We start from the raw sequence: 22,297 nt of genomic DNA on the forward strand, positions 1-22,297 counted from the left end.
TTTTTATTGTTATTAAAATTGATTTTTGATATTGAAATTGTTATTTAATTTTAAACCTTAATCCTGCATAATACATCTGTCCAAAAATTGGAGCGTATGCGATCGATGCATCAAAATTAGGTCCAAAAGGATCGTTTGCCCCTAAAATTGCTTTTTGCTGCTTATAATTTCCAATATTCTCCCCTCCTACATATACCTCAAAAACCGATGAAAAAACACGAGTTACCTGAGCATTCATCACGCCATAAGCTGGTGAAAAATCAGGAAACTGATCTTCTACAGGATTTGTTGCCGTATAAGGCAATTGCTGTTTTCCTGACCAATTATACGTAAAGTCAAACCTCCATTGTTTATCATCATTCATTGTTGTTTCGTATTCTAAATTTCCTAAGAAGCGATGTTTAGCCTGAAGCGGACGCTGGAATGTCCCCCTTAAATAATCGGTTTGGATATCGTAATATTTATAAGCTGTTCTCAAATTTAAGTTATGAATCAATTCATAATTAAACTCTACTTGAAGGCTGTTTGCAAAAGAACTTCCTTTCAAATCATAAAACAAAACTTGTTGCGGGCTTTGCATCACATCTACAACAGCTTGATTTTGGAAATCGGTGCGGTAAAAATCAAAACCTGCATCGGCATTTTTATTGAAAAGACGGAATTTCTGCGAGAAACTCACGCCATAATTCCAAGCAATCTCTGGGTTTAAACCGTAAACTTTTCCACTAGAATCTAAAATCGAAAAAGTTCTTGAACTAGCAAAAAGCTGCTGATTCTCGGCAAAAATATTGGCAGAACGTTTCCCTCTTCCCGCAGAAAAACGAACTACTCCATTTTTCCAAGGATTATATCTCATGTGCAATCTTGGTGTAACAAAAAAACCTAATCGATTATGGTTATCTACTCTCCCTCCTAAAATCAAACTAAAATTGTCTGTATTATCGTAAGTGTACTCAAAGAAAGCACCAACCGAATTATCAATTCTACCCACATCTGTTAAATTAACAAACTCTTGATATTGATCGTAAGTAAAATTCAGACCAGTAGTAAACTTGTGCATGGTGTTATTGATAATCGAATTGAAAATCAAATTAGAATAAAAACTATTTTGTTTGATATCGTATTGATTTAAGCCATAATAAGAATCTTGTTTATGACTATTAAAAGCATTCTGAAAACCGATACTTTGATAAGGCATATCTTTAAACACATATCCAATTTTTGTTGAAACATCAAAACGTTCTGTATTAATTTCAGAACCCCAATGATTAGTTGTACCTCGATCGCGATCTTTATCAAAATCAACTTCTCCCGTTTGTTTTTTATCATTCATATATCTGAAATTGATAAAACTAACCAAACCGCTTTCCGGATCATAATATTGGTAACGGTTTAAAACATTGATTTGTTTTCCTAACGGATTATCTAAAAACCCATCATTATTCATATCGTTTTTAGCTACGCGCGCATTTCCATGAACAAACAAACTTGTTGCCCATTTATCTGATAATTTTTTATTGAAATGAGTATTCAATTCAAAACGAGAATCGGTTGAACCATAAGCATTCAAGAAAAACGGAATATCGTTTAAAGGCTTTAAAAGCTCCGTATTAATTTGACCTGAAATACTTTCGTATCCATTTATAACACTTCCCGCTCCCTTGGTAATCTGAACACTTTCGATCCAAGTTCCAGGAGTAAATGACAATCCGTAAGCTTGAGAAGCTCCTCGAACAGAAGGAATATTCTCTTCTGTAATCATTAAGTAAGGACTCGTCAATCCAAGCATTTTAATTTGCTTAGTTCCTGTTAAAGCATCAGAAAAATTGACATCGATTGATGGATTGGTTTCAAAACTTTCTGCCAAATTACAACAAGCTGCTTTTAGCAGTTCTTTACTAGTAATTACAGAAGTATTGGCTGTTAACGTATAGGATTTTTTAATTCCTTTTTGCTTTTTAGTGATTTTTACCTCTTCTAGATCTTCTTGTGAAAACACAGATACAGAAAGCAAAAACGCCACAAAAAGCATTATATTTTTTTGCATAAAAAATGATTTTAATGTTGAAATAGAATTACATTATTGCATTCTGCGCAAAGCAAAAGCAATTAAAATGTAAATACAAAGCCTTAATCAAGACTCGTAGTGCATCTTAACATTAAAATCAGGAATAGAAAATATACTGATGGTATAATTTAAATAAAGGGGGCGCATTCGCATCAGCATAGTACGAAAGAACTTCTTTCTTTTTAAAACTTGGAATTTCTAAAAAGACAAGAGGTTTGTAATCTTGTACAACTGCTGGGAAAGTAAATTGAAAAAAGAAGAATTTGATTGTTGCATTATCTGATTTCTTTTCGAAATGAACAACTTTGTCTTTACAGCAAGAGTTCTTTTTCTCTTTAGAACCACAACATTTCTTTTCAACAACAGGTTCTGCAGTAGTCTTTAATGAAACCGAAGCAATTTCTCCGCCACAATAGTGCACATCAAAAGCAAACCCAATATTGGAAACCAATAAAAGGAACGCCAAAAACAGACCTGTACACTTTTTCAAATTCATACTGCAAAGCTATTCAAAAACTGTCGATAAAAAACTAAATGAATTGTTATTTTTTAGATTTTTGGAGCTGATAGTAAAATCCAGGAATAAACAATAACACCAAAATTGGCTGAACTATAAATCTTCTCACATAAAAAAGAAGCCAACTGCCATCTGGAAAAAAATGAAGTATTATATAAAATGAACTCAATAGCACAACCAAAAAGCAGGCATAAACAAATGAGCTAAACTTAAAAATATCACGATCTTGAAATAAGACATAAATCAGTAAAAGTGACAAAGCAGAGTTTAGAAAATAACGAAGAAAAAGCGACCCGAAAAGTTTTAAAGTTTCCACTTCTGGATAAGGACTCGAATGGTAATCGGCTTCAAAGTATCTCAGAAAAGGATCATAAAACAAATTTCTTTCAAATGTCCTAATCAAAGCAAAACCTATTACCACAACAATTGCTGTAAAGATTTTAAATTTATTCTCTCTTAAATTATTTAGCATATTTTGAAAATCTATTAATCCAGAAAACCCATAAAATAAAAACATATCCGTAAATCACTAATGGAAAGAAAGTACCATGTAAAAATCGGGTATAATGAGGAAAGTTATATACAAGGACAATCAAAATCGCAATTCTTATAACATTTAATAGATATATAGATACAAGCCCAAAAAGTATAAACAATACTGTTTTTTTTAAGCTTCTCGAAAAAGCAGATACAAATGATACAAAAAGTATCATTACGCTAACAGCATTGCACCCTTCTGTTATACGCGCTATAAATTTGCCATTTAAAATAATCTCCTGCCACGGATTTTGTGAACTTTTCTGAATTATGACATCATAATTAAAAAGCTTTAGTAATTGCTCTGCATTTTGCCCGGCTATCATTGTCGCTCCATCAAGTTCCTCGGCTTGATAGGTATTTAAATAAAACTTATACAGCAGTGTAAGCACAATATAGGTAAGAAAAAAGACGCTTACAAAAATTAAGAATGGCTTAAACTGGACTAAATATTTTTTCAAGAGATTTTTTTTTTCAAATTTATGTATTTTTTGAGTTCAGCTTTAAATACTTTTGTATAAATTTTTACATTATGACATTTCAAGAATTACAACCAAAAATAAGTGCAATTGTTGCTGGCACTGAAACAGATAGAGACGGAAAATTATTAGCAATATGCCAACTTTTAAACGAAAACGTGGAGTATTACAACTGGGTTGGATTTTATTTTGCTAATCACGAGGCTAAAACTTTACATTTAGGACCTTATGTTGGTGCAGAAACAGACCATACTGTTATTCCTTTTGGAAAAGGAATTTGCGGCCAAGTTGCTGAAAGTAATGCCAATTTTGTTGTGCCAGATGTTAAAGCACAAGACAATTACATCGCCTGCAGTTTAACCGTAAAATCGGAAATCGTAGTACCCCTTTTTGTTAATGGAGTAAATATTGGTCAAATCGACATCGACAGCCACGTTATTGATCCTTTTACAGAAGCTGACGAAAGATTTTTAGAATTTGTAAATCAAGAAGTTGCTAAATTATTCTAGAAGAACTATTTTTAAGATAAAAAATAGCACAGAATGAAAAGAAACTTCCTTCTCTTTTTGCTTACACTAATTTCAGCTCATCTGTCTGCACAAATTAATATGGTTTCTAAAAAAATCTTTTTAGACTCCTTAAATCGCGAATGCACACTAGAAAACTCTGCCTACACAAGAGTAATTACCAATTATTCGCAGAAAAGTGTTCGCTATGTTGTGACTGACTTTTATAAGAATGGAAGAAAGAAAATGACTGGTTCGACTCTGGATCGCGATGTCTTAAAAAAAGACGGCGAGTTTATTTACTATTATAAAAACGGAGCAAAAGAAACAGTTGTCAATTATTCTGAGGATCATAAAAATGGAAAAGAAATCAATTGGTACGAAAACCAAAATAAAAAGTGCGAAAAACAGAATCTCTGGGATCCGAAAACAAAAAAGACACAAACTTTAGTTCTTAACTGCTGGGATGAAAACAAAAGTCAGACCGTAGTTGACGGAAATGGAGATTATGAAGAAACAGATTTATTTGTAACACAAAAAGGAACTCTTAAAGATGGATTGAAACAAGGAGTTTGGGAAGGAAATGATGCGTCGAGAAAAATTACATTTGTTGATAATTACGACAAAGGTGTTTTAATTTCAGGTGTGAGCACTGATACAAACAATGTCAAATTTTCGTATTCTTCTTTAAGCGAAAAGCAATCTGGTAAAAAAGCTCAGAAGCTTAAGTAAAAAAACGATCGTAAATCATTAAAAACAAATTTCTTAACCCTTATTTTAAGATTCTTTTATTTTTGTTTGATTTTTTTGTTTTTTTAATCTAATTTTGCACCCGTCTTACAAAAGTTGTATTGACATACATAAAAATCATTAAAACAATATTGGAATGTATTTAACTAAAGAAAAGAAAGAAGAAATCTTCGCACAACACGGTGATGCAAAAAACACTGGTAAAGCTGAAGGTCAAATCGCATTGTTCACTTACAGAATTTCTCACTTAACTGAACACTTGAAAAAAAATCGTCACGATTACAACACTGAGCGTTCTCTTGTACTATTAGTAGGTAAAAGAAGAGCTTTGTTGGACTACTTGAAAAAGAAAGATATCAACAGATATCGTGAGATTATCAAAGTATTGAATATCAGAAAATAATCAATATAGAAAAGAGGTGCGAAAGTGCCTCTTTTTGTTTTTACATTATAGCTATTTATAATAAGCATATTACAAGAAAAAAAGTTTGGTTTTTCATTGGGTTTTAGATAACAACAACTACACACAACAACAACTACAACACAACTAAAACCCATTGTATAATCAATAAGGAAAAAATTTATGATTCCACAATTATTTGTAGAAAAGATCGATTTAGGTGATGGCAGAAGCATCACAATCGAGACAGGACGTTTAGCGAAACAAGCTGACGGTTCTGTAGTAGTAAGAATGGGCGACACTATGATTCTTGCAACAGCAGTTTCAGCTCGCACATCAAACCCAGGCGTTGATTTTTTACCGTTAACGGTAGATTACCGCGAAAAATTTGCAGCAGCAGGTCGTTTCCCAGGAGGTTTCTTTAAAAGAGAAGCACGTCCAAGCGACAGCGAAGTATTGACAATGAGATTAGTTGACCGTGTATTGCGTCCGCTTTTCCCAGACGATTACCATGCTGAAACACAAGTTATGATTCAATTAATGTCTCACGACGAAGAAGTTATGCCAGATGCATTAGCTGGTTTAGCTGCTTCTGCGGCATTAGCTGTGTCAGACATTCCATTTTACAACTTGATTTCTGAAGTTCGTGTTGCACGTATCGACGGGAAATTAGTAATCAACCCAAGCAGAGAAGAATTAGAAAAATCTGATATCGATATGATGATTGGAGCTTCTATGGATTCTGTAGCAATGGTTGAAGGTGAGATGAAAGAAATCTCAGAAGCTGAAATGATCGAAGCTATTAAGTTTGCTCACGAAGCTATCAAAGTTCAAATTCAAGCTCAATATCGTTTACAAGAAGCTTTTGGTAAAAAAGAAATTCGTACTTACGAAGGAGAGAGAGAAAATGAAGAAATTTACGCAAAAGTAAAAGCTGCAGCATACGATAAAATCTATGCTATTGCAAAAGTTGGTTCTGCTAAACACGAAAGAGGTGCTGCATTTGCTGAAGTAAAAGAAGAAGTTAAAGCTTTATTTACTGAAGAAGAATTAGCTGCCGATGGTGATTTAGTTTCTAAATATTTCTACAAAACAAACAAAGAAGCTGTTCGTAATGTAGTTTTAGAATTAGGTGTTCGTTTAGATGGTAGAAAAACTACAGACATTAGACCAATCTGGTGTGAAACTGATTATTTACCAAGAGTTCACGGTTCATCTTTGTTTACTCGTGGAGAAACTCAGGCTTTGGCAACTGTAACTTTAGGAACTTCTAGAGAAGCAAACCAAATCGATTCTCCATCTGAGCAAGGTGAAGAGAAATTCTACTTGCACTATAACTTCCCTCCTTTCTCTACAGGTGAAGCAAAACCATTAAGAGGAACTTCAAGAAGAGAAGTTGGTCACGGTAACTTAGCTCAAAGAGCTTTAAAAAATATGATTCCTGCAGATTGTCCTTATACAATTCGTGTTGTTTCTGAGGTTTTAGAATCTAACGGTTCTTCTTCTATGGCAACAGTTTGTGCTGGAACAATGGCTTTGATGGATGCTGGAGTTCAAATGGTAAAACCAGTTTCTGGTATTGCTATGGGATTGATTACTGACGGTGAGAAATTTGCTGTATTGTCTGATATCTTAGGAGACGAAGATCACTTAGGAGATATGGACTTTAAAGTAACTGGAACTGCTGACGGTATTACAGCTTGCCAAATGGACATCAAAATTGATGGTTTACGTTATGACATTATGGAGCAAGCTTTGGCTCAGGCTCGTGATGGACGTTTACACATTTTAGGAAAGTTAACTGAAACTATCGCTGCACCAAGAGCTGACGTAAAAGCTCATGCACCAAAAATCATTACCAGAACTATTCCTGGAAACTTTATTGGAGCTTTAATTGGACCTGGTGGAAAAGTAATTCAAGAATTACAAAAAGCTACTGGAACAACTATCGTTATTAATGAAGTTGATGAGCAAGGTGTTATCGAGATTTTAGGTACAGATCCTGCTGGAATTGAAGCAGTATTAGCAAAAATTGCTTCAATCACTTTCAAACCAGTATTAGGAGAAGCTTACGAAGTTAAAGTAATTAAAATGCTTGATTTTGGAGCTGTTGTAGAATATACTGCTGCACCAGGAAACGAAGTTTTACTTCACGTTTCTGAATTGGCTTGGGAGCGTACAGAAAATGTTGCTGACGTAGTTAAAATGGGAGATGTTTTCCAAGTGAAATACCTAGGAGTTGACCCTAAAACTAAAAAAGAAAAAGTGTCTAAAAAAGCACTTGTTCCAAGACCTCCACGTGAGGAGAAAAAAGAGTAATCAGATCTTAGTTTACTAAAGGTTTATTCATAGAAAACCCCAATTCATTAATTGAATTGGGGTTTTTAAGTTTTTATTTTGTCTCCGCTACAGGATTTCCCATTTTATGCAAATGAACAAAATGCGAAAACATCATTTCAAACAATGTTTTATGATGATAAGGCTGCTTATACTCTTTTGTTGTTTTTTTAATTATTTCATTTATTTCACTATAATTAGTATGACAGATATTAGGAAAAAGATGATGAGCAGCATGACAATTGGAACCTCCACTTAAAAATCTTGCCCAACCTTTATCTGCATCCCAATCGCAGCTAGTGTAAAGCTGATGAACCGCCCAAGTGTGTTCTAAAAACTCTCCCTCGGGCTGCGGATAATCTGCGCCATCAAAAAAATGGGTTCCAACAAGCATAATAATAAATACCATTGATGTAAATGCACTGGCGGTAAGATAACTCAAAACCACAAATCTCCATGAAAAATCAGAATACAGTAATGGAAGAACCAGCACCAAAGAAAAATAAAATATTTTATACAATACAAATCTAAAATATAACGCCGCTTTAGGAACACCCCTTTTCATCCAGTTGTAGTCTTCTGAAAATAAATATACCCAATCACTCATAAAAACAGAGTGCAATAAAGTAAACATATAAACAAATGGCGCGTAATATGCCTGATATTTATGCTTCGGTTTCCAAGGATGCGTTGGGCTTAATCTCAAAAAAGGGTTTTTATCTATATCAATATCACTTCCTTCTACATTTGCATATAAATGGTGTGATCGAATATGTCTTAATCCCCAAAGCATCGGGTCAATTCCTACCGTAAGAAAACTAAAAAAATGCAAAACGGAATTTGCCTTTTTATTTTGGAATGCTGTATTGTGCGAAGCATCATGCCCAAAACTAAATCCTATTAACAATCCTGATAATTGAAAAACAACATATAATACCCAAAAGTTTATTTTAGTGATGGACTCCAAAAAAAGCAACGAATAAGACAAATAACAAACGAATGTCCAAAACAAACCTTTAAACCAAAACTGAGCATCTCCATAAGAAATAGTTTTATCCTGAAGCTTCTCCTGTACTCTTTTCTTTAAAACAGAAAAGAAAAGCTTTTCGTCTTCTGATTTATTAAAATATTTAGCTTTCATAAAATTTTATTTTTTTTTAATTACAGAACAAACGTATTGCATTTATCGCATATCAATTTGTGTAAACTAATAAATCATTTTTATACATTTGCGATTATCGCAAAATATGAAATCGCAAGAATTATTTTTAAAAGCAATTAGACAAAAAATACCTAAATCAGTTTCTTTAATAGAAGAAATTGCAGGCATTTTACAAATTAGCTACGATGCTTCACACCGAAGAGTTTCGGGAAAAAGTAAATTCTCTATAGATGAAACAATTACACTGGCAGGCTATTTCAACATTTCGTTAGATAACTTATTTTCAAATAAGGAAAAGGTGGTGGTTGAAAAAACAATTGAGATTGAAAACTTAAAGGACATGCTTCAATATTTCAAAACATCATCTGAAAATATAGCAACCTTAATAAAAAACAAGAAAACAACACTTTTTTATTCCGCAAAAGATATTCCTCTGTTTTATTTTATGGATGGTACAATCCTATCTAAATTTAAAGCTTTTGTATGGCTGAATCTATTAAATTCAAATCAGAAAAAAGTTGCTTTTGAAAATTTTGTAGTCGATGAATCGTTTACTGAGTACATGCAGAAATTAAAAGAAATATATGAGAATACTTCTGTCAACGAAGTATGGAATGATACTACCATAAACAGCAGCTTACAGCAAATTTTATATTTTTATGAAGCTGGCCTTTTAAATTTAAAAAGTGCCAATGCCCTTTGTTTAGATTTAAAACGGATTGTAAATCTAATAAAATCAAAGTGCAACGATACTAATAATAAGTTTTCCATTTATTATAATGAACTCATATTATTAAACAACAATATGCTTATAGAAACAGAAGACAAGCTTACGATGTTTGTACCCTATACTCTTTTGGGATATTTTATAACCGACAATAAAGAAAGTTGTAAAAATGTTCATCAGTTTTTTAAGCAACAAATCACGAACTCTATACCTTTGGGTCAATCTGGCATTAAAGAACAAAATCTTTTCTTTAATCGAGCCATTCGAAAAATTGATTATTATTTGGAAAAGATAAATTCACAAGTAGATTTGTTTTTTTGAAAAAAAAATATTAGAAACCCCAATTCGATTAAGAATTGGGGTTTTTCAGTTTTTTGGACATTTGCATCTTTTTGCTATCTTTCTACAAATCAAGCTTATCCTTCATAAAATCAAAAAACACACCACTACAACATCATTTTTCGAATATTTTTAATAAAAATTCTAAATTTTAATAGTCCTACAATGCCTTTCACTAGCCTGTAGCGTCATTTTATAACAATTTAACAAATTAGCGTTTTATTTGTAACCTTTTTTTTATACTTTTGAAATCTTCCAAAAACAACTAATAAACCATTAAATCCTTTGAAAAATTACCAAAAAAAAATCGTTTTTCTCATTTTATTTGAATTATTATTAAATATTCATCCTATCCAGAGTCAAACTAGCAATGACGTAAAAACTTACAATTGGTTTGACACTACAGTTGGCAAAGACAATCTGGATATTTATAATGGGGTACCACACACAAATCCTTACAGAACCTTAAGAAATGACATTCATTTGTATTTAGTAGATAAATACGAATTAGGAAAAGCGGTCTACGAAGACCAAGCCTATTATGACATTAAACTTAAATACGATATCTATCGCGACATATTGGTTTTAAATCCAGCTGGAGGTTCAGAAAATATCGGTATAAGCTTAATACAGAATAAAGTCAGTTCGTTTTCTCTACAAGATAAAAACTTTATCAAAAGAGAAAGAACAACCGAAGACATTCCTGAATTTACCACAGGCTACTACGAAGAAAGTAAAGTTGCTCCCGAATTAATTTTGTATATCAGACATCATAAAGACATGCAAAAAACAATTTCTGACAACAGCATCTATTATGTATTCAAAGAAAACAATTCTTATTTTATCGATTTAAAAGGCAAAATTTATTTAATAAAAAGCAAAGGCGACCTTATTAAATTATTCCCAGAACAGAAAAAACAAATCAATGGGTTTTATTTATTGAACAGAGAACTACGAAAATCCGATTTAAATCAATTCATGAAAAATTTGATGAAATACACTTTTAACTCTCTTTCAATATCAAGCAAATAAAACAAATGAAAAAATTTTTACTCTCCTTACTTATCGTCTTCTCCTTTCAATTGTCTTTTGCACAAAATTCTAATGAGAAGTTATCGATTACTTTAAAAGATGAAACTTTAGAAAACACTATAAAACGTATTGAATCATCGACATCTTATAAATTTTATTTTGATTCGGCTTGGTTAAATTCTAACAAAACACTTATTTCTGACACTTTTAATAATGTTAGTATTGATGAATTTATGTCTGCTGTTTTAAATAAAACAGACTTAAATTATGTTGTTATCAAGAACAAAGTAATCTTGACGCTTAACAGCACAATATACAGTACTTTACCATCTAATTATTTCCCTGACGAACCACTTCAAACAAACAGCCAAGGAAATGATCAAAATGACAATCCTGTTTTTTATCAGCAATATGACTCAACTAGTAGCTATAGTGTAAGCAAAAAGAGTTCTATTGTATTTATAGGTAAAGAGAATAAGGACACAACAAAGAAAACATTTACAGTTACTGGAACCGTTAAAAATGAAGAAAACGGAAAACCAGAAGCCAATATTTATATTAAGGTAAAAAATAAAAACATAAGCACATCTAGTGATCTTGATGGAAATTATACTTTACAATTACCAAGAGGAATTAACATAGTAGAAATAAAATCGCTTAGTCACAAAGAGGTTACAAAAACTTTAGTGGTATACGATGATGGCCAATTTGATATAGAACTTAACGAAAAATCGAATCAATTGGACGAAGTCGTGATTAAAAAGAAAGGCCAAAGAGCGACAGAAACAGTTGTATCTGGTTTGGTTTCTATTGATATTGAAAACATAAAAAATGTTCCTCTTATTCTTGGAGAAAGAGATATTTTTAAAGTTGCTACTACTTTTCCAGGTATAAAAACTACTGGTGAAGGATCTTCAGGGTTTAACGTTCGTGGAGGAAAAGAAGATCAGAACTTAATTCTTTTAGATAATGCAGTGGTGTATAATCCGCAGCACTTTTTAGGTTTCTTCTCTGCCGTTAACCCTTACACAACAAAAAAAGCAGACATTTACAAAGGAAGCATTCCTGCCGATTTTGGAGGAAGACTATCGTCTGTATTTGATATTGCAACAAAAAATGGAAACAAAGAGAAAATTTCTGGAGAAGGTGCTATAGGACCAATTACTTCGAACCTTACATTAAGTGTGCCTCTTGAAAAAAATAAATCAAGCATAATTTTTGGAGGTCGTGCAACATATTCTGATTGGATTTTAAAACAATTGGATGACGAAAGACTTAAAAATAGTGAAGCTGGATTTTATGATGGAATTTTAAAATACCAAAACAACATCAACAGTAAAAATGCAATTGAAGCAATGGCATACTACAGTCATGACCGTTTCAGATTGAGTTCAGATTCATTATACAAATACAGCAACAGATTATTTTCTGCAAAATGGGATCATACTTTTAATGACAAAAACAAAGGAGCTCTTATTTTAACGAATAGCGAATATAAATTCAACATAGATTATCATTCTGACAATATTAATTCTTTTGATTTCGGATATAAAATAAACGAGACTCAATTGCAATTAAAGATGAATTATAAGTTGAATGAAAAACACAATTTTTCTTATGGTTTAGCTAGTAAATTATATAATATTTCGCCAGGCTACCAGCATCCAACAAACCCTAATTCAACTTTAGTTCCGACTGATATTAATAAGGAAAAAGGATTAGAATCTGCAATTTATCTGGCAGACAATTATAAAGTAAGCGACAAATTATTGATTGATCTTGGTTTAAGATATTCTTTATACGCATCATTAGGGCCTGCTGATGTCAATACTTATGAAAGTGGAAAACCGATCAGTGACGCTACAATTATCGATACTAAGCACTACAACAATAATGAAGTTGTAACAACTTATGGAGGTCTAGAACCAAGAATAGCGGCACGTTATTTCTTTACAGAAGATTTTTCTATCAAAGCGGGTTATGATGTGACGAGACAATACATTCATCTTTTGTCTAGCAACACCACACAATCTCCTACTGACACTTGGAAATTATCTGATGCTAACGTAAAACCACAAAGTGCACAACAAGCATCTTTAGGATTGTTTAAAAACTTTGGAGATGATGAATACGAAGTTAGCTTAGAGGGTTACTACAAGAAATCTAAAAATATTTTAGACTATAAAGTAGGTGCGCAATTATTGCTAAACGAAAATGTAGAAACAGAACTTTTACAAGGTGAAGGAAAAGCTTATGGTGTAGAATTTTTAATTAAAAAACAAGTTGGTAAATTAAATGGATGGTTAGGATACTCTTATTCAAGATCATTGATTAAATTAGATGGTGAGTTTAATGAAGAAATTGTAAACAATGGTAAATTCTTCGCTTCTAATTTTGATAAGCCACATGATTTAAGCGCTGTTTTAAATTACAAATTCACAAAACGTTATAGTCTGTCAACAAACTTTATATACCAAACGGGAAGGCCAATTACCTACCCTATTGGAACTTATAATCTTGGAGGCGCAGAATACACATTATATAGCGACAGAAATGAATTTAGAATACCAGATTACATTCGTTTAGACATCGGTATCAACATTGAAGGGAATCATAAAATTAAAAAATTAGCGCATAGTTTCTGGAATATTTCTGTTTACAATGTATTAGGAAGAAATAATCCGTACTCGATATTTTTTGTAACAGATCCAAACGGAAAATTAAAGGGATACAAAACATCAATCTTCTCTATTCCGGTTCCAAGTATAACTTATAATTTTAAATTTTAATCTTCCGTAAAGCAGAATTTAAAAATCATGAAAACATTATTAAAAAATAAAATAACAGTATTACTACTAATGAGTACTATATTCATTAGCTGTACTGAAACCTATAACCTTAAGACTGATTCTTACGAGGAGGCACTTGTTGTAGAAGCAACTATAACAAATGAATTAAAAAATCAGGAAATTAAACTGACGAAAACTGCTCGTTTGGAAGAAGAAGGCGTACAAGTAGAAACAGGTGCGAATGTTGTAGTTACCGACAATAAAGGAAACAGCTATCACTTTACTGAAAATTCAGAAAAATATATTTCTGATTCAGAGTTTAAAGCAGAACCTAACACAGAATATTCTTTAGAAATCACTACAAAAGGCGGTAAGAAATACCAGTCTTCAACTGAAGTTTTGACAACTGAAAATCAGATTGAAAACCTAGTCCCTAAAGTGGTTTCAACCCAAGAAGGAGAAGGCGTACAAATAAGTGTTGAAAGCTATGACCCAACAAATACTTCAAAATATTATAGATACGAATATGAAGAAACTTATAAAATAATCGCACCAAAATGGGGTGACCAAAAACTAATTGCAACGGGTCCAAAAGAAATTGCGCTTGTTCCAAGTCCATTAGACATTCAAATTTGTTATGGCTCAAAAAAATCTGTTGATATCATTCAAACATCAACAACAAATCTACAAGAGGATCGTGTTAATTTTCCTGTGCGATTTATAAGTGACCAAAGTTATATTATCAGTCACAGATATAGTATTCTAGTGCGCCAATATGTACAAAGTATTGAGGCATTTACTTTTTACAAAACATTAAAAGAAATCTCAAGCAGTTCTAGTGTATTATCGCCTAAACAGCCTGGCTTTGTAAATGGTAATATTAAATGTGTTACCGATACTGAAAGCAAAGTAATAGGCTTTTTTGACGTGTCTTCGGTATCATCAAAAAGAATGTTTTTTAATTATGCTGACTTATATCCAGGAAGACCTTTACCTCCCTATTATGTGCCATGTATTGACGCTGAGTACAGATTCTGTTTCGGATTTGGTGACCCTCCTTGCCTTGGGCCACAATTAATAACAGAACTTAACAGCTATAGACTTTGGTACAGCTATAATACCAACGATTATTATACTATGGTACCTATAGAATGCGGAGACTGCACAACATTTTCATCTAACGTAAAACCTTCATTTTGGACAGAATAAAGCACCTATTATTATTGTTTGTTTTAATTAGCACACAATTAGGAAACGCACAGCAAAATATTGTTGTAGACGAAACTATTTACCTTCATGCCAATGCATCGACATTTGTATCGGGTGAGACATTATTGTATAAAATTTACTGCTTAAAATCGTCTGACAAAACTATAAGCCATATTAGTAAAATTGCTTATGTAGAATTGGTAGACAGCGATAAAAAAAGCGTTTTTAAAGCCAAAATCAAGCTAGAAAATGCGTTAGGACAAGGAGATTATTTTATTCCGACTACTCTTAAAACAGGAAGTTACAAACTAGTTGCTTACACCAATTGGATGTTAAACAAACCTGCTTCAGAATTTTTTCAAATGGATATTAATATCGTTAATCCTTATAAAACAAATGAAAAAACTCCAAACAGCAATGTTTTAACAGGCACTTCAAATACTTTAGAGAGTTCAGTAAACGCGACAGATTTAAACCTTAGATTAAACAAAAAAGTTTTCTCTAGCCGCGAACATGTCGATTTAAAACTAGAATCTTCAAATGATAATATTAAAGAAGGAAGTTACTCTTTATCTGTTAGAAAATTAGACAACATTCCTACTCAAAATTCAATTTCAGCAACTAATTTTGCCACTATACCATCAAATACTGTTGTGCTAGATGCTACTTCAAAAGCAGTTCTTCCAGAATTAAGAGGAGAAATGATCTCTGGTAAAGTGGTTTCTAAAAGCGGAACAGATAAGATTCAAGATGTTACGGTTTCTTTTTCTTTGCCAGGAAAATCTTTTGTTTTTCAGGTAGTAAAGACAAATTCAGAAGGACGCTTTATTTTTAGTATTGATAAAGAGAATTACAATCCAAACATCATTATTCAAGTAATTGATGAACGTGCTGATAATTATTCTATTGCATTGGACGAACTTCCAAGTATAAACACAACACAATTAGCATTTTCGCCAAATAACAATTTATCATACACGTTTAAGGAAAGTCTTTTGGACAGAGCGGTTTCAAGTCAAATTGAGAATGCTTATATCCATAGAAAAAAGGACAACTTAGAAAAGCAAACTACTCAAGATCCATTCTATGCCACTAAAGCAAAAGAATATGTTTTGGATGATTATACAAGATTTAAAACGTTACGAGAAACAATAACAGAGGTTACAACAGAAGTATATCATAAAGAAAATAACGGAGTCATGCATTTGCATGTAACAGATCCATCTGTTTTCCCTCAATTGCCAGATCCTGCATTAGTATTAGTTGACGGATTGCAATTGCAAAACCAAAATGATTTATTAAAATACAACATGAAAAATATCTATAGAATCGACCTTATTGTCGGCAGATATTATGTTGGACCAAAATCATTTAACGGATTAGTAAGTTTTATAACTTTTGATAAGGATTTCGCAAGCACACAAAGCGGTTCTTCGATTCTAAAAACTACAATTTTGAGACCACAGCTTAAAAAAATCTACAACAATGTAGATTATACAAACTTGGCTGATAATGCAAGAATTCCTGATTTTAGAAATCAATTGCTTTGGAATCCTGATGTAAAATTAAACAAGGATTCTCAAACCTCATTCTACACTTCTGATGTTGCCGGAAATTATGAAATAAGATTGGAAGGTTTTGCAAAAAACGGAACTCCAGTTTCTATTAAAGAATTAATTGAAGTAAAAGATACAGCGACAAATTAAAAAAATTACAACTGCTAATAAAAGCCCATGTTTCAAAAACTTAGAAACATGGGCTTTTTATTTTTTCATAGTTACGCAACCTTTTCATTGTTTTTATACTATAGATTATAAAAGGCTAACTAAGATGAAAAAAGCAACACTTTTTATTTCGGCAATTCTGCTTGTTTTTTTATTTTCATGCAATAATGAAGCTGCAGAAACAAAAAATACAATCCCAATAGATGATAGCGCATACTATGATCAAGATCCGGATTGCAAAGATATAACGTCTGGAACCTGCTGCGATGTAGATGGCAGGATATGGGTAGAAACAGAAACTTCATATAAATATACCTATGACTATAAAGCATTTAATGCACCATCTGACGATTATGAAATTGAATGGACTGTTATAAGTGGCTCAATAATTTTACTGAAAGGACAAGGCACAAAAGAAGCCACTTTTTACTTTAATAAAGATTTTACTAAGGGAGAAATTTCAGCATATAACAAGAAATCTTTAGAATGTCAAAGCACTATATTAATTTCAAAATTATAGTTTTTAAAATTTGAATTTAGATCAGCTCATAAAAGATTGCATTAGGCAAAACAGAAAAGCACAAGAAGAATTATACCAATTGTATAAAAACACTCTTTTTGTGCTTAGTCTGAAATATTGCCCTAATGAAGCAGAAGCCGAAGATAATCTGCATGATTCTTTTATTGAAATCTTTACCAATATAAAAAACTATAAAGGAAACGGAAGTTTTGAAGGCTGGATTAAAAGAATTACGATCAATAAAGCCATAATGCGATACAAGCAATCGTACCTGCTCACTGCAATTAAAGACGATTTCTCTCAAGACGACACCGTAAATGAAAGCGAAATAGATTTTTCTCTTGACACCATTTTATCTTTTGTTCAAGAACTCCCTCATCAATACCGATTGGTTTTTAGCTTATACGAGCTCGATGATTATACGCATAAAGAAATTGCTATAATGCTATCGATCTCTGAAAGCACATCAAAATCAAATTTGCATCGAGCAAAACAGATTCTGAAATTAAAAATCAAATCAAAAAATACATTTTATTATTCAAAACAAAAAAATGGAGAATAAAACTGAAATAGGAAAAGCAATCAAAAACAAATTGGACAATTTAGACAAAAGTCCGAGTGATTTTGTATGGTCTAAAATTGAAAAAGATTTAAATAATAAAAGACGTAAAAGAATTTTGTTTTGGCTAATTCCTAGCATTCTTACGTTTACAATTTTATCAAGCTTGCTGTATCTTAATTCAGATTTTCAGAAAGAAAATATAGACCCAAAAACTCCGTCACAAAAAAATGCTTCTAATTCGACTAGCTCTAAAAACCAAACTTTGCCAGTTAACCTGCAAAAAAAAGGATCGGATGAAGTTACTACTGTTAAAAAAACCAAGACCGTAAAACTCGTAAAACAGTCAACGAAATTTGTTACATCGACTAATGAATACGAAGAATATGAAGTGGTAAAAAAGTATAAAGTCATTATTAAAAAAGAACAAATCACGTCTAAACCAATAAAAACTACTGCAAAAGATCGCAATACAATTAATGCTAAAAAACCAATTGTAGCTTATAAAAAAGGTAATTCTAAAAATGGTATTGCACAAAAAACAGCAAAATCTAGTTTCACAAATCCGAAGAAAACTCAAAAAAAGGAAATCAATAAAATTTCAAAAAATACTATTGCAGGAAACAAAACTCCAAAAAACGCAATTTCAGAAAAGGCAATTTCAGGAAAAGATACTATAACTGATAATAATTTCAAAAAAGACCTCCCAACTTCAATAGTAATAACTGAACCCAAAATGGATAGTGTTGCCAAAAAAGACAGCACAGATTTAAAGAAAAAGACAACTCCAAAACGAGAGTATAAAGAACGTAAGTACACGCCTCAAACAACAGAGATTGAACCTGAATTTACAGTTGCTGCTTTTTATGGCCCTGCACTTTTTGGCTCTTTAAACAGTAAATCCATGATTAGTCCTAGAATGAATGATTTGTCTAAAAGTCATCCTATTACCTCACATTATGGTGTTTATGTAAAAACGATGTACGACAAAATTGGTTTCAGAGCAGGATTTTCTAAGATAAATCTAAAAACATCAACGCGATTAAATCAGAATTTAATTCCAGATTACACCAATATCAATTTAAAAACAGAAATAAACGTAAAAGAAACATTTGGCGATTCTAATCAAGTAGATTTAGTACAGAATCTCTCTTATTATGAACTGCCATTAGAATTTAATTACGCAATAAAAAAAGACGAAAGCAAAGTTGGAATAGAAGCTTTTACAGGCTTTAGTTTTTTAATATTGGATAAAAACAAACTGTATTTAAAATCAGAAAATGTGTCTCAGCAAAATATAGGAGAAGCAAAAAATCTTTCAGGCGTAAATTTCTCCTATAATTTAGGTCTCGGATTAAGTTATAAATTGACCGAACGTATTGCATTGGACATAAACCCTTTATTCAAATATTACTTAAGCACTTTCAATAAAAAAGAAGAGGCCAAACCATATAGTATTTCGCTTCAAACTGGTGTTAGTTATAAATTTTAAAAAATATTTTTAAAATATTGTAACTTTTTTGATACTCCTTACGTATAACCATTTGTACACTTTAAAAATAGGGAGACAACAACATGAGACAACTTAAAATCACCAAGCAGGTAACTAATCGTGAAACTGCATCGTTAGATAAATATCTACAAGAAATTGGAAAAGTTGACCTAATTACCGCTGATGAAGAGGTAGAATTAGCACAAAGAATAAAGGCTGGTGATCAAAGAGCTTTAGAAAAACTAACAAAAGCCAACCTACGTTTCGTAGTATCTGTGGCTAAACAATATCAAAATCAAGGATTAACTCTTCCGGATTTAATTAATGAAGGAAACTTAGGTTTAATTAAAGCGGCTCAACGTTTTGATGAAACTCGTGGTTTTAAATTCATTTCTTACGCTGTATGGTGGATTCGTCAATCGATTCTTCAAGCTCTAGCTGAACAGTCTCGTATTGTACGTTTACCATTAAATAAAATTGGTTCTATCAATAAAATCAACAAAATGTACGCGTTATTAGAGCAATCTAACGAGCGTCCGCCTTCTGCTGAAGAAATTGCAAAAGAATTAGACATGACTGTAAACGACGTAAAAGAGTCTATGAAAAACTCTGGACGTCACCTTTCTATGGATGCTCCTCTTGTTGAAGGAGAAGATTCTAACCTTTATGACGTATTGCGTTCTGGTGAATCTCCAAATCCAGATAGAGAATTAATTCACGAATCTCTTCGTACTGAGATCGAACGTTCTTTAGAAACATTAACTCCAAGAGAGGCAGATGTTGTACGTTTGTATTTCGGACTTGGCGACCAACACCCAATGACTCTTGAAGAAATTGGTGAAACTTTCGACCTAACTCGTGAGCGTGTTCGTCAGATTAAAGAAAAAGCAATCCGTCGATTGAAACACACTTCTAGAAGTAAAATCCTTAAAACTTATTTAGGATAAACAATATTAAATTTCAATATTTAAAATCCCAAATTCCAATCTAATTGGGATTTGGAATTTACAACTTGGAATTTTACCCCAAACAACAGTTTGATTGACTGTTCGTTTTTTGATTGATGATTGAAACTCCGGCTGATTACCGGAGTTTTTTATTTTTTTAGTATTTAGCTAAAATGTTAGTAACGCAGAGTACACAAAGTTTTTACGCAAAGTTCGCTAAGATTTTATTTAAGTATCAGTCGAAAGACAAAGGTCACAAAGCTTTGTGGACTTTGGTTTCTCAAATAATTTCAAACAGAAACTTTGTGAACTCTGCGAAAAATCTTTGCGCTCTTTGCGTTTAAATCATTAACTACAGCATAAAAAAACTTAGCGCACCTTGCGTAATTCTTTGCGCTCTTTGCCGTTAAAAAAAAATTATCTTTGTAAAAAAAACAACACACTACAATGAAAAATACACTTATTGCTCCTTCAGTTCTTGCTGCCGATTTTGGTAATTTACAGCGTGATGCAGAAATGCTTAACAACAGTCAGGCAGATTGGTTCCATATCGATATTATGGACGGCGTTTTTGTTCCAAACATCTCATTTGGTATGCCAGTTCTAGAAGCAATTACAAAACATGCAAAAAAATATATCGATGTACATTTAATGATTGTTGACCCAGATCGATACATTAAAACCTTTGCCGATTTAGGAGCAAACGGATTAACCGTACATTACGAAGCATGCACGCACTTGCACAGAACACTGCAAGCCATTAAAGCAGAAGGAATGAAAGCGGGAGTAGCAATGAACCCTCACACTAATGTTGATCTCTTAGAAGACGTTATAAATGATATTGATGTAGTTTGCATCATGAGTGTTAACCCAGGATTTGGAGGACAATCATTCATCGAAAATACTTATGACAAAGTAAAAAAACTAAAAGCATTGATTACACGCAAAAATGCTTCAACACTAATCGAAATTGACGGCGGTGTAACCAGCAAAAACGCCAAACAATTGGTAGAAGCTGGTGCAGATGTTTTAGTTGCTGGAAGCTTTGTTTTTAAAGCCGAAAACCCAACAGAAACAATTGCAGAGTTAAAAGCTCTTACTGCTTTTTAAACTTTCAAAAACAAAAAAGAAAAGGCCAAAACATTTTTTGTCCTTTTCTTTTTTTATTACCTCAAACCTACTTAGGAGTAATCCAATAAGGGTTTGCTTTAAGTTTTTCTACAACGTATTGGATCACTTTCTGAGCTTTCAAACTATTTCCAGTTTCATCTAATGGCGGCGAAATAACCGCAATTCCAAATTTGCCAGGACACACTGCCAATATTCCTCCTCCAACTCCACTCTTTGCTGGAAGCCCCGAGTTAAACAGCCAAATTCCAGAATTGTCATAAAGCCCAGCAGTTGCCATTACAGGCAAAGTATACATAACAGTTGTCTGACTAACCACCTTATTCTTTGTAATAGGATTAACACCTCCATTTGCCAATGTGGCCGCCATTGTAGCAAGATCCTTTACATTTACATTCAATGCACATTGTTTCGTATAAAGATCTGTTGCTTGTACCGGATCAAAATATATTCTGTTATAAGCCAATAGCAAATGTGCAATAGCTTGATTCCGCAAATTATCACCAGCCTCACTTCTATAAACAGGACGATTTATAGAAAGCTGTCTTCCGGCAAAATCACTATGAATTTTCTGGATTTCTTTCCATTTTGCTATAGAATCATTACCCCGAATAAGGCTAGTGGTTGCAATAGCTCCTGGATTTACAAGAGGATTAATTTTATCGCCTTTGTGCATTTCTACTGCAACAATAGAATTAAATGGCAATCCAGTCGCATTTACTCCTACTTTATCTTCCAAAAATTGTGACCCTTCTTGCTCAATTACTTTTGCCATAGTAAACACTTTCGATATACTTTGAATCGAAACCATTGATGTTATATCACCTTTTGTATATATGGCTCCCTCTGCGGTAACAATTGCAATACCAAAAATATCGGGATCAACATTGGCAAGCTCTTGAATATAGTCGGCATTTTTTCCTTCTTTTAAATCTTTAAATTTATTAAAGGCCTCATTAAGTGTATTCTCTATATTTTGTTTATTCAGTAGTATTTGGCTATAGCCTTGGTTTATGATAAAAACAATCATTAAACCAACAAAAATCATTTGCTTGTTCATTCTAAAAAATGCATT

20 protein-coding genes are annotated in these 22,297 nt (G+C 32.5%); 14 read left to right on the forward strand and 6 right to left on the reverse strand.

The window, feature by feature from the left end:
- Positions 1 to 40: 40 nt before the first annotated feature.
- The 4 genes from SOM12_RS10830 to xrtF all read right to left on the reverse strand — a co-directional run bounded on the left by SOM12_RS10830 (position 41) and on the right by xrtF (position 3,583).
- Complete coding sequence (locus SOM12_RS10830) at positions 41 to 2,047, reverse strand: TonB-dependent receptor plug domain-containing protein (RefSeq protein ID WP_320493425.1); 2,007 nt, start codon at positions 2,045 to 2,047, stop codon at positions 41 to 43.
- A 118-nt stretch (positions 2,048 to 2,165) separates the two neighbouring features.
- The gene (locus SOM12_RS10835) at positions 2,166 to 2,564 is read right to left on the reverse strand and encodes an HYC_CC_PP family protein (RefSeq protein WP_320493426.1); all 399 of its coding nucleotides are present in this window, start codon (positions 2,562 to 2,564) and stop codon (positions 2,166 to 2,168) included.
- Positions 2,565 to 2,610: 46 nt separating this feature from the next.
- Entirely contained in the window at positions 2,611 to 3,057 is a 447-nt protein-coding gene (locus SOM12_RS10840; protein ID WP_320493427.1) for an exosortase F system-associated membrane protein, read from the reverse strand.
- Complete coding sequence (xrtF, locus tag SOM12_RS10845; protein ID WP_320493428.1) at positions 3,047 to 3,583, reverse strand: exosortase family protein XrtF; 537 nt, start codon at positions 3,581 to 3,583, stop codon at positions 3,047 to 3,049. The genes SOM12_RS10840 and xrtF overlap by 11 nt, the downstream gene beginning before the upstream one ends.
- Positions 3,584 to 3,654: 71 nt before the next feature.
- Here xrtF and SOM12_RS10850 point away from each other — a divergent pair, with 71 nt between their 5' ends.
- The 4 genes from SOM12_RS10850 (at position 3,655) to SOM12_RS10865 (ending at position 7,576) form a co-directional block, all read left to right on the forward strand.
- On the forward strand, positions 3,655 to 4,110 hold the full coding sequence (locus SOM12_RS10850; protein WP_095928111.1) for a GAF domain-containing protein: 456 nt from the start codon (positions 3,655 to 3,657) through the stop codon (positions 4,108 to 4,110).
- A 33-nt stretch (positions 4,111 to 4,143) separates the two neighbouring features.
- Positions 4,144 to 4,839 carry a hypothetical protein gene (locus tag SOM12_RS10855; protein ID WP_320493429.1) on the forward strand — a complete coding sequence of 232 codons (696 nt, stop codon included), beginning with the start codon at positions 4,144 to 4,146 and terminating at the stop codon, positions 4,837 to 4,839.
- Positions 4,840 to 4,993: 154 nt separating this feature from the next.
- The gene (gene rpsO, locus SOM12_RS10860; protein ID WP_012023524.1) at positions 4,994 to 5,260 is read left to right on the forward strand and encodes a 30S ribosomal protein S15; all 267 of its coding nucleotides are present in this window, start codon (positions 4,994 to 4,996) and stop codon (positions 5,258 to 5,260) included.
- Between the two features lie 180 nt (positions 5,261 to 5,440).
- The gene (locus SOM12_RS10865) at positions 5,441 to 7,576 is read left to right on the forward strand and encodes a polyribonucleotide nucleotidyltransferase (protein ID WP_320493430.1); all 2,136 of its coding nucleotides are present in this window, start codon (positions 5,441 to 5,443) and stop codon (positions 7,574 to 7,576) included.
- Between the two features lie 73 nt (positions 7,577 to 7,649).
- On the opposite strand, the gene SOM12_RS10870 is transcribed toward SOM12_RS10865, so the two are convergent.
- A complete protein-coding gene (locus tag SOM12_RS10870) occupies positions 7,650 to 8,735 on the reverse strand; it encodes a fatty acid desaturase family protein (RefSeq protein ID WP_320493431.1) in 1,086 nt (361 codons plus the stop codon).
- Between the two features lie 106 nt (positions 8,736 to 8,841).
- Between SOM12_RS10870 and SOM12_RS10875 the strand changes: the two genes are divergently transcribed.
- The 10 genes from SOM12_RS10875 (at position 8,842) to rpe (ending at position 21,204) form a co-directional block, all read left to right on the forward strand.
- Positions 8,842 to 9,804 carry a helix-turn-helix domain-containing protein gene (locus tag SOM12_RS10875; protein WP_095928115.1) on the forward strand — a complete coding sequence of 321 codons (963 nt, stop codon included), beginning with the start codon at positions 8,842 to 8,844 and terminating at the stop codon, positions 9,802 to 9,804.
- A gap of 303 nt (positions 9,805 to 10,107) precedes the next feature.
- Positions 10,108 to 10,854 carry a hypothetical protein gene (locus SOM12_RS10880; protein ID WP_095928116.1) on the forward strand — a complete coding sequence of 249 codons (747 nt, stop codon included), beginning with the start codon at positions 10,108 to 10,110 and terminating at the stop codon, positions 10,852 to 10,854.
- 5 nt (positions 10,855 to 10,859) lie between these two features.
- Complete coding sequence (locus SOM12_RS10885) at positions 10,860 to 13,643, forward strand: TonB-dependent receptor (RefSeq protein ID WP_320493432.1); 2,784 nt, start codon at positions 10,860 to 10,862, stop codon at positions 13,641 to 13,643.
- Between the two features lie 27 nt (positions 13,644 to 13,670).
- The gene (locus SOM12_RS10890) at positions 13,671 to 14,852 is read left to right on the forward strand and encodes a DUF4249 domain-containing protein (protein ID WP_320493433.1); all 1,182 of its coding nucleotides are present in this window, start codon (positions 13,671 to 13,673) and stop codon (positions 14,850 to 14,852) included.
- The gene (locus tag SOM12_RS10895; RefSeq protein ID WP_095928119.1) at positions 14,840 to 16,558 is read left to right on the forward strand and encodes a hypothetical protein; all 1,719 of its coding nucleotides are present in this window, start codon (positions 14,840 to 14,842) and stop codon (positions 16,556 to 16,558) included. The genes SOM12_RS10890 and SOM12_RS10895 overlap by 13 nt, the downstream gene beginning before the upstream one ends.
- Positions 16,559 to 16,682: 124 nt before the next feature.
- Positions 16,683 to 17,096: a hypothetical protein gene (locus SOM12_RS10900; RefSeq protein WP_095928120.1), complete on the forward strand. Its 414-nt coding sequence runs from the start codon at positions 16,683 to 16,685 to the stop codon at positions 17,094 to 17,096.
- A 10-nt stretch (positions 17,097 to 17,106) separates the two neighbouring features.
- Positions 17,107 to 17,658 (forward strand): sigma-70 family RNA polymerase sigma factor, encoded by a 552-nt coding sequence (locus SOM12_RS10905; RefSeq protein ID WP_320493434.1) that lies wholly within the window; start codon positions 17,107 to 17,109, stop codon positions 17,656 to 17,658.
- On the forward strand, positions 17,648 to 19,147 hold the full coding sequence (locus SOM12_RS10910) for a hypothetical protein (RefSeq protein WP_320493435.1): 1,500 nt from the start codon (positions 17,648 to 17,650) through the stop codon (positions 19,145 to 19,147). Before SOM12_RS10905 ends, SOM12_RS10910 begins: the two co-directional genes overlap by 11 nt.
- A gap of 83 nt (positions 19,148 to 19,230) precedes the next feature.
- Positions 19,231 to 20,094 carry a sigma-70 family RNA polymerase sigma factor gene (locus SOM12_RS10915; RefSeq protein ID WP_007804760.1) on the forward strand — a complete coding sequence of 288 codons (864 nt, stop codon included), beginning with the start codon at positions 19,231 to 19,233 and terminating at the stop codon, positions 20,092 to 20,094.
- Positions 20,095 to 20,541: 447 nt separating this feature from the next.
- Complete coding sequence (gene rpe, locus SOM12_RS10920; RefSeq protein ID WP_320493436.1) at positions 20,542 to 21,204, forward strand: ribulose-phosphate 3-epimerase; 663 nt, start codon at positions 20,542 to 20,544, stop codon at positions 21,202 to 21,204.
- A 67-nt stretch (positions 21,205 to 21,271) separates the two neighbouring features.
- On the opposite strand, the gene glsA is transcribed toward rpe, so the two are convergent.
- Entirely contained in the window at positions 21,272 to 22,282 is a 1,011-nt protein-coding gene (gene glsA / locus SOM12_RS10925; protein WP_320493437.1) for a glutaminase A, read from the reverse strand.
- Between the last annotated feature and the right edge of the window lie 15 nt (positions 22,283 to 22,297).

Source organism: Flavobacterium sp. CFBP9031, from assembly GCF_034044945.1.
GTDB lineage: Bacteria > Bacteroidota > Bacteroidia > Flavobacteriales > Flavobacteriaceae > Flavobacterium.

Coding starts and splice junctions, on each gene's coding strand:
- SOM12_RS10830 (WP_320493425.1), bottom strand. CDS start 2,047: ATGCAAAAAAATATAATGCTTTTTGTGGCGTTTTTGCTTTCTGTATCT.
- SOM12_RS10875 (WP_095928115.1), top strand. CDS start 8,842: ATGAAATCGCAAGAATTATTTTTAAAAGCAATTAGACAAAAAATACCT.
- SOM12_RS10910 (WP_320493435.1), top strand. CDS start 17,648: ATGGAGAATAAAACTGAAATAGGAAAAGCAATCAAAAACAAATTGGAC.
- SOM12_RS10865 (WP_320493430.1), top strand. CDS start 5,441: ATGATTCCACAATTATTTGTAGAAAAGATCGATTTAGGTGATGGCAGA.
- SOM12_RS10900 (WP_095928120.1), top strand. CDS start 16,683: ATGAAAAAAGCAACACTTTTTATTTCGGCAATTCTGCTTGTTTTTTTA.
- rpe (WP_320493436.1), top strand. CDS start 20,542: ATGAAAAATACACTTATTGCTCCTTCAGTTCTTGCTGCCGATTTTGGT.
- SOM12_RS10890 (WP_320493433.1), top strand. CDS start 13,671: ATGAAAACATTATTAAAAAATAAAATAACAGTATTACTACTAATGAGT.
- SOM12_RS10850 (WP_095928111.1), top strand. CDS start 3,655: ATGACATTTCAAGAATTACAACCAAAAATAAGTGCAATTGTTGCTGGC.
- SOM12_RS10855 (WP_320493429.1), top strand. CDS start 4,144: ATGAAAAGAAACTTCCTTCTCTTTTTGCTTACACTAATTTCAGCTCAT.
- glsA (WP_320493437.1), bottom strand. CDS start 22,282: ATGAACAAGCAAATGATTTTTGTTGGTTTAATGATTGTTTTTATCATA.
- SOM12_RS10885 (WP_320493432.1), top strand. CDS start 10,860: ATGAAAAAATTTTTACTCTCCTTACTTATCGTCTTCTCCTTTCAATTG.
- SOM12_RS10915 (WP_007804760.1), top strand. CDS start 19,231: ATGAGACAACTTAAAATCACCAAGCAGGTAACTAATCGTGAAACTGCA.
- SOM12_RS10835 (WP_320493426.1), bottom strand. CDS start 2,564: ATGAATTTGAAAAAGTGTACAGGTCTGTTTTTGGCGTTCCTTTTATTG.
- rpsO (WP_012023524.1), top strand. CDS start 4,994: ATGTATTTAACTAAAGAAAAGAAAGAAGAAATCTTCGCACAACACGGT.
- SOM12_RS10870 (WP_320493431.1), bottom strand. CDS start 8,735: ATGAAAGCTAAATATTTTAATAAATCAGAAGACGAAAAGCTTTTCTTT.
- SOM12_RS10840 (WP_320493427.1), bottom strand. CDS start 3,057: ATGCTAAATAATTTAAGAGAGAATAAATTTAAAATCTTTACAGCAATT.